Genomic DNA, 6,601 nt, shown 5'->3' on the forward strand with positions numbered 1-6,601 from the left:
GTGAGGAACAGGGCCAGGCCCAGCAGGACCTGGTTGGACGGGGTCTGGCCGGTGCCCAGTGCCTGCCGCAGCAGGCCCAGCACGATGATGATGCGGGTGAAGGAGGTCAGCACCAGCAGCATCGACGGGATCAGGGTGATCGCCGTCATCAACAGCAGCGTCTGCAGCGGCAGGCTGACCGGCGCACCGCCGATCTTGCCGACGTTGATGTCCGGCAGCGGCGTGGTCGGCGCGCCCGGGGCGGCGAACGCCAACGCAGGCAGCAGGCACAGGGCGATCAGGCTCAGCCACGGCAGCAGGGTGGCAAGACGGGAACGGGTCACACGCATGTCAGGGGTCCTTGCGCAGCCGCTGTTGCAGCAGCTGGGCGAAATTCGGCAGGTTCTTCAGGTCGGGTACGCGCACCGGCGCAGGCGGTGGCAGCGGCTCGGGCAGGGTGTGCAGGGCGTTGATGCCACCGGCGGTGACGCCCAGCAGCAGTTGCTGGCCATTGACCTCGACCACCACCACGCGTTCCTTGGCGCCGACATTCAGGCTCGCCACCAGCTTCATGCCCTCGACCGGGCGGAAGCCGCTGCCGGGCAAGCGCTTGAGCAGCCAGCCCAGGCCGATGACCAGGGCCAGCACTGCCAGCAGGGCCAGCACCGCACCGAACAGGCTCGGTGCGGYCGGCGCATGCTGGCCGATCTGCGGGGCCGTCTTGGCGACGGCCAGGGTGGTGGCGGCGAGCAGGCTCAACGCAGTCTCCGGATCCGCTCGCTGGGACTGACCACATCGGTCAGGCGCACGCCGAAGCGGTCGTTGATCACCACCACTTCGCCATGGGCGATCAGCGTGCCGTTGACGAACACGTCCAGCGATTCGCCGGCGCCCCGTTCCAGCTCAACCACCGAACCCTGGTTGAGCTGCAGCAGGTTGCGGATCGGCAGGCGGGCGCGGCCGACTTCCAGCGACAGCGTCACCGGCACATCGAGGATCACGTCCAGGTTCAAATCCGGGCCGGTCGCTTCATCGGCCTGCAGGTTGCTGAACTGGGCCGGGGTCGGTTCGAGGGCGTCGATATCGTTCATTGCGGGTCTTCTTGGATGACGGGTACGCGCGGACGGGTGCCCGGCGGATGGGTAGCGGTGATCTTTACGGCGTTCATGCCGTTGGCGACGCCGAACTCACCGGTGAACACCGGGATGTTCTCCACGCACAGCGGCACCTGCGGGCTCAGGTCGATCGGCAGGATGTCGCCGACCTTCAGCCGGGTCAGGTCGCGCAGGGTCATGCGCTTGCTGGCCAGTACGCTGGACAGGGTGACTTCGGCCACGTTGAGCTGCTCGCGCAGGGTGCGGCCCCAGCTCTCGTCGCGGTCGTTGCGGTCGCTCTGGATGCCGGCGTCGAGCAGTTCGCGGATCGGCTCCAGCATCGAGTAGGGCAGGGTCACGTGGATGTCACCGCCACCGCCGTCGAGTTCGACATGCAGGCGGCACACCACCACGTACTCGCGCGGCGTCACGATGTTGGCGAAGTGCGGGTTGATCTCCGAGTTGATGTACTCGAATTCCACGTCCATCACCGGTGCCCACGCTTCACGCAGGTCGGCGAAGGTCTGCTTCAGCAGCAGGTGGATCACTCGCATTTCGGTTGCGGTGAATTCGCGACCTTCGATGCGCGTCGGATAGCGCCCGTCGCCACCGAAGAAGTTGTCGACGATGGCGAACACCAAGGTCGGTTCGAACACGATCAGGCCGGTGCCGCGCAGTGGCTTGAAGCGGATCAGGTTCAGGTTGGTCGGCACATACAGCGAGTGCATGTAGTCGTTGAACTTGATCAGCTCGATGCCGCGCACGGACAGTTCGGCCGAACGCCGGATCAGGTTGAACAGGCCGATCCGCCACAGGCGCGCAAAACGCTCGTGGACCATTTCCAGGGTCGGCATGCGACCGCGGATGATGCGGTCCTGGCTGGCGAAATCGTAGGAGCGTGCTTCGCCACTGGGGGCGTCCGGCTCGGTTTCGACCGCGCCACTGTCCACGCCATGCAACAGGGCATCGATCTCATCCTGGGACAGCAGGTCATTCATCGGGGAGCCCTTACTGGGTCACGAAGCTGGTGAAGAGCAGGTCGTCGGCACCGTTGCTGCCGGTCTCGGCCTTCAGCACCTTCTGCACTTCGGCCAGCGAATCGGCCTGCAGCTTCTGCTTGCCGGCGATGTCGGCGATCTGCTGCGGGCTGACCTGCGAGAACAGCATCAGCAGGCGCGCGCGGATGGCCGGGGCATGGGTCTTGATCGCTTCCAGCGCGGCCGGATCGCGGGTCATCAGCTGCACTTCCACCTGCAGGTAGCGCGGGCCGTCGATCGAGCCGTTGAGGTTGACCACGAATGCCGGTTCCAGCGCGAAGTACTGGGCCGGGGCCGGAGTGGTGGTCTTCTTCGGCGCCTGCGCGGTCTTGTCTTCGTGCTTGGACTGGGTGAAGAACCAGACGCCGCCACCGGCGGCACCGGCGGCCAGTACGGCGACCAGGGCGGTGATCAGGATCGGACTGCGCGGCTTGGCGGTCTTGTCCTTGTCGGCGGTCTTCTTGGTTTTGTCAGCGGCTGCGGCCACGGGGTGAAGCTCCTGAGGGTTGCTTCACCGGGATATGCAAGGGGCGTGCCGGAGTGGCCGGAGAGGGCGGTGACGGAATTCCGTCGGGTGTTCATATCGGCAGCGCCGGGCCATGCCCGGCGGAATGTCGGGAATCCGCCGGGCATGGCCGGCGCTACCCGTGTTCTGGTAGGTGCCGACCGTCCCGCTCTGGTGGGTGCCAACCTTGGTTGGCACGCCTGTCAGGCGTACGCGTCCAACAACCCGCGCTGGCGGATCAGCTGCGACGCCGACACCGTGGTGTCGCCCAGTGACGGTTCTCCGTCACCACCGCGACCGCCGCCGCCCGTCGGGCTGCCCGGAGTGCCGTCGCCACTGTGCTGCTGGCCGACATCGGCATGGGCCAGCTGGAAGCCCTGCTCGCCGAGCAGTTCACGCAGGCGCGGCAGGCTGCTTTCCAGCGCCTGGCGTACATCCACATGCGGGCTGCTGAAGCTGGCATGGACCTTGTCACCGTTCATCTGCAGGCGCACGTCCACCGGCCCCAGGTCTTCAGGGTTGAGGCGGATATGGGCATGGCCGATCTTCTGGTCGGCCAGCCAGCCGATGCGCGCGCCGATGGCCTGGTCGAAACCATCATCCCCCAGCACCGGCTTCGGCGTGGGTTCGCCATTGAAGATGGCATTGCTGGCCAGTGCGGCCTTCAGGTCCTGCAGGGCGGCGGGCAGGGGGGGCTGCAGCGGTGCCGGAGGTGCGCGGTCGCCGATCTGCAGGCTGTCACCGTCGTCGGCACGATCCAATGCCTTGCCCCCCATCACCAGCTCCGGCAACGGCAGGCCACTGGCCTCATCATCGCCGGCAGCGGATGCCGGAGCGCTGGCGGCCGGCGCTGCCGCGCCCTGGCTCGCGTTGGTCGCCACTGCGGCGGCCGCGGGTGCCAGTGCAGCGGAGGGCAGCGCGCCACCTTCGGCATCGCTGGCCGCTGGCGGCGGCAGCACAGGCGCCGGATCGACGCCGGTGGGCACGGCCAGCATCAGGCCGGCCAATCCGAGTGGCGGCCAGGGCGCGTCGTCCGCGTTGGCCGGTGTGTCCTTGTCGTCGCTGGCTGCCGATGTTGCCGGTACAGCAGGTGTCGCTGTGCTGGCATCCGTGGCGGCTGCGTCGCCGTCGGTCGGCCGCGGCGTCGCCTTGCCCGGGTTGCCGTCGGGGGTTGTTGCAGCGTTCGCCGGTGTTGCCGGATTGCTGGCGTTTGTCGCGGTACCGGGAGTGGCGGTCGACGCGCCGCCGCCCTGCAGCATCTGGCCGAAATCCTTGCCGGAATCGCTGCGCGAGGCGCGTGCGCTGCCGGCATTGCCACTGCCGCCGGGCGTCGGTGCGCTGGCGTTGCTGCTCAACGGGGAGGGCATCACGACCGGCCTCCCTGCTCGCCATCGTCCTGGTCTTCGGTCTGCGCCAGGCGCGCGCGGCGTGCGCCGATGTCATCCATCTCGCGCTGGTCGCGGCGGTCGGTCACCACTTTTTCCTGCGCGCGGTAGCTGGCGGCCAGCTGCTCCAGCACGGCCTTGTCACGGCTGGCCAGGATCAGGCGCGCGCGTTCGGCCTCCACTTTTTCGAGGTTGCCGTTGACGGTCTGCTGCTGCTGTTCCACCGCGCTGTCCAGCCGGTCCAGGAATGCGCGCCGGTTCAACAGCTGCGCCGGGCTGGTCGCGGCCATCTGCGCGTTGGCGTACTCCTCGGCGTAGCGGCGCAGTTCGTCCAGGCGCGACAGATGGGTGTCGAGCACGTTCTGGCGTTCGGCCAGGTCGCGGGCGACCGCGTCCTCGTGTTCCTGGGCCCGCTTCAGCAGGGGGTCGATGCGCTTGGACTGGATCATGTCAGCCTCTCGTTCTCTTGTTCCACCAGGCGCTGCAACGCCGCCTGGCTGTGCGGTAGATCTGCGGCCTTGGCCACATCCTGGCCGAGGAATTCCATGATTTCCGGCCAGCGCTCAAGGGCTTCATCGGTCGCCGCGTCGTTGCCGCGCTGATAGGCGCCGATGGCGATCAGGTCGCGGTTGGCCGAGTAGGCCGAGACCAGCCGTTTCAACTTGCGGATGCGCAGGCGCCACGGTTCGTCGGCGATTTCCGTGACCACGCGGCTGACCGACGATTCCACGTCGATGGCGGGGTACAGGCCGCTGTCGGCCACCCGGCGCGAGAGCAGGATGTGGCCGTCAAGAATCGCGCGCGCGGCATCGGCGATCGGATCCTGCGGATCGTCGCCCTCGGTCAGCACGGTGTAGAAGGCGGTGATCGAACCGCGCCCCTTGGCGCCGTTGCCTGCACGTTCCACCAGTGCCGGCAGCTTGGCGAACACCGATGGCGGATAGCCGCGGGTGGTGGGCGGCTCGCCCACCGACAGGCCGATCTCGCGCTGGGCCTGCGCGAAGCGGGTCAGCGAATCCATCAGCAGCAAGACGTTCAGGCCCTGGTCGCGGAACCATTCGGCGATGGCGGTGGCGCGGTAGGCGCCATGCAGGCGGGCCAGCGGCGGCCGGTCGGCCGGGCTGGCCACCACCACCGCGCGGCGCAGGCCTTCCTCGCCCAGGGTGCTTTCAACGAAATCGCGTACTTCGCGGCCACGCTCGCCGATCAGGCCGACCACGATCACGTCGGCGGCGGTGTAGCGGGTCATCATGCCCAGCAACGTCGACTTGCCGACGCCGGAGCCGGCGAACAGGCCCACACGCTGGCCGCGGCCGATCGGCAGCAGCGCATTGATCGCGCGCACGCCTACGTCCAGTGGCTGGGTGATCGGTTCGCGTGCCAGCGGATTGATCGAAACGCCGGCCATGCCGACGTGGCCTTCAGCGCGGATCGGGCCCTTGCCATCCAGCGGTACGCCATCGCTGTCGATGACACGGCCGAGCAGGCCTTCGCCCACTTCCACGCCGCCACGACGGGCGGATGGCACCACCCGCGCATTCGGCAGCAGCCCGTGCAGTTCGGCGCTGGGCATCAGGTAGGTGCGTTCGCCGGCGAAGCCGACCACTTCGGCATCGACCCAGCCGCCGTCAACCACTTCCACCTTGCAGCTGGCGCCGAGCGGCGCTTCGCAGCCGACCGCCTCCAGGGTCAGGCCGACTGCTCGGCGCAGCACGCCTTCGCGGATCAGCCCGCGACCGTGCGCGGTGTCGACCTTCAGGCCGTCCAGGCGGTTGGCCAGGCGCAGATTGCGGGCAACGGCCCAGTCGGCCGGCGGCGACGGCGGCGAAGCGGTCTCGGTGTTCATGCGATGGCTCCGGTCTGGCGGATCACGGCGTCCAGCGCGCCGCGCAGGCGGGCTTCCAGGGTGCCGTCGATGCGTACGGCCTCGGCATGCACGCGCAGGTCGCCACGGCTCAGGCTGGTGTCAGGCACCAGGCGCTGCTGCGGCGACAGGTTCAGCAATGGGGCGAGGGCAGTGATGTCATCGGGGTGCAGACGCACTTCCACCTCGCGGTTGCTGCCGCCGACGGCGTCAATCGCCTCGCCTACCAGTTCTCCCAGCAGCGCCGGATCGGCCTCGTAGGCACGGCCTACCAGCGCACCGGCGATGCGTACCGCCAGTTCGCCGAGGGCGCCGACCACCTCATTTTCCAGACGCGCCAGCGGCCGGCCGAAGTTGTCGAGGATGCCTTCGATCTGCGCGACCAAGCGGCGCACCTCGGCCTGGCCCTGGCTGAAGCCATCGGCGTGGCCATGATCGAAACCTTCCTTCTCGGCGCTGTCCTGGATCGCCTGGATCTCCTCCAGGGTCGGCAGCTGCAGCGGCGGCTCCGGCTCATGCTCCGGGTCCGGCTCGGTGAGTTCGAAGGCCTCGTCGTGGTCCAGCACCGGTTCGGGCTGGGCCAGCAGGTCCGGGGCAAGCCAGCGCACGACGTTGCTCACAGCATCGCCTCCGCGCTGCCGCCGATGGTGACAGTGCCCTCATCGGCCATGCGCTTGACGATGGCCAGGATCTCGCGCTGCGCCACTTCCACGTCGGACAGGCGGACCGGGCCGCGC

At 68.5% G+C, this 6,601-nt stretch carries 9 protein-coding genes and 1 pseudogene; all 10 read right to left on the reverse strand.

What is annotated here, in order from left to right:
- Positions 1-329: pseudogene (locus tag AB4Y84_RS09830) on the reverse strand (flagellar type III secretion system pore protein FliP); the annotation flags it as partial.
- A gap of 1 nt (position 330) precedes the next feature.
- A complete protein-coding gene (gene fliO, locus AB4Y84_RS09835) occupies positions 331-738 on the reverse strand; it encodes a flagellar biosynthetic protein FliO (RefSeq protein ID WP_442250074.1) in 408 nt (135 codons plus the stop codon).
- Positions 735-1,070 carry a flagellar motor switch protein FliN gene (gene fliN, locus AB4Y84_RS09840; protein ID WP_025878988.1) on the reverse strand — a complete coding sequence of 112 codons (336 nt, stop codon included), beginning with the start codon at positions 1,068-1,070 and terminating at the stop codon, positions 735-737. The genes fliO and fliN overlap by 4 nt, the downstream gene beginning before the upstream one ends.
- Positions 1,067-2,071, reverse strand: coding sequence for a flagellar motor switch protein FliM (gene fliM / locus AB4Y84_RS09845; RefSeq protein WP_025878989.1), 1,005 nt, complete (start codon positions 2,069-2,071; stop codon positions 1,067-1,069). The genes fliN and fliM overlap by 4 nt, the downstream gene beginning before the upstream one ends.
- A gap of 10 nt (positions 2,072-2,081) precedes the next feature.
- A complete protein-coding gene (locus AB4Y84_RS09850) occupies positions 2,082-2,597 on the reverse strand; it encodes a flagellar basal body-associated FliL family protein (RefSeq protein ID WP_025878990.1) in 516 nt (171 codons plus the stop codon).
- A 221-nt stretch (positions 2,598-2,818) separates the two neighbouring features.
- A complete protein-coding gene (locus AB4Y84_RS09855; protein ID WP_442243504.1) occupies positions 2,819-3,982 on the reverse strand; it encodes a flagellar hook-length control protein FliK in 1,164 nt (387 codons plus the stop codon).
- Positions 3,982-4,449: a flagellar export protein FliJ gene (gene fliJ, locus AB4Y84_RS09860; protein WP_025878992.1), complete on the reverse strand. Its 468-nt coding sequence runs from the start codon at positions 4,447-4,449 to the stop codon at positions 3,982-3,984. The genes AB4Y84_RS09855 and fliJ overlap by 1 nt, the downstream gene beginning before the upstream one ends.
- Positions 4,446-5,846: a FliI/YscN family ATPase gene (locus tag AB4Y84_RS09865; RefSeq protein ID WP_363733172.1), complete on the reverse strand. Its 1,401-nt coding sequence runs from the start codon at positions 5,844-5,846 to the stop codon at positions 4,446-4,448. The genes fliJ and AB4Y84_RS09865 overlap by 4 nt, the downstream gene beginning before the upstream one ends.
- Positions 5,843-6,484, reverse strand: coding sequence for a FliH/SctL family protein (locus AB4Y84_RS09870; protein ID WP_425541327.1), 642 nt, complete (start codon positions 6,482-6,484; stop codon positions 5,843-5,845). Before AB4Y84_RS09870 ends, AB4Y84_RS09865 begins: the two co-directional genes overlap by 4 nt.
- A partial coding sequence (locus tag AB4Y84_RS09875; RefSeq protein ID WP_442250075.1) for a FliG C-terminal domain-containing protein occupies positions 6,481-6,601 on the reverse strand: 121 nt, incomplete at its 5' end. The genes AB4Y84_RS09870 and AB4Y84_RS09875, both read right to left, overlap by 4 nt.

The sequence above is a fragment of the Stenotrophomonas sp. 2YAF22 genome (assembly GCF_052114665.1).
Taxonomy (GTDB): Bacteria; Pseudomonadota; Gammaproteobacteria; order Xanthomonadales; family Xanthomonadaceae; genus Stenotrophomonas; species Stenotrophomonas indicatrix.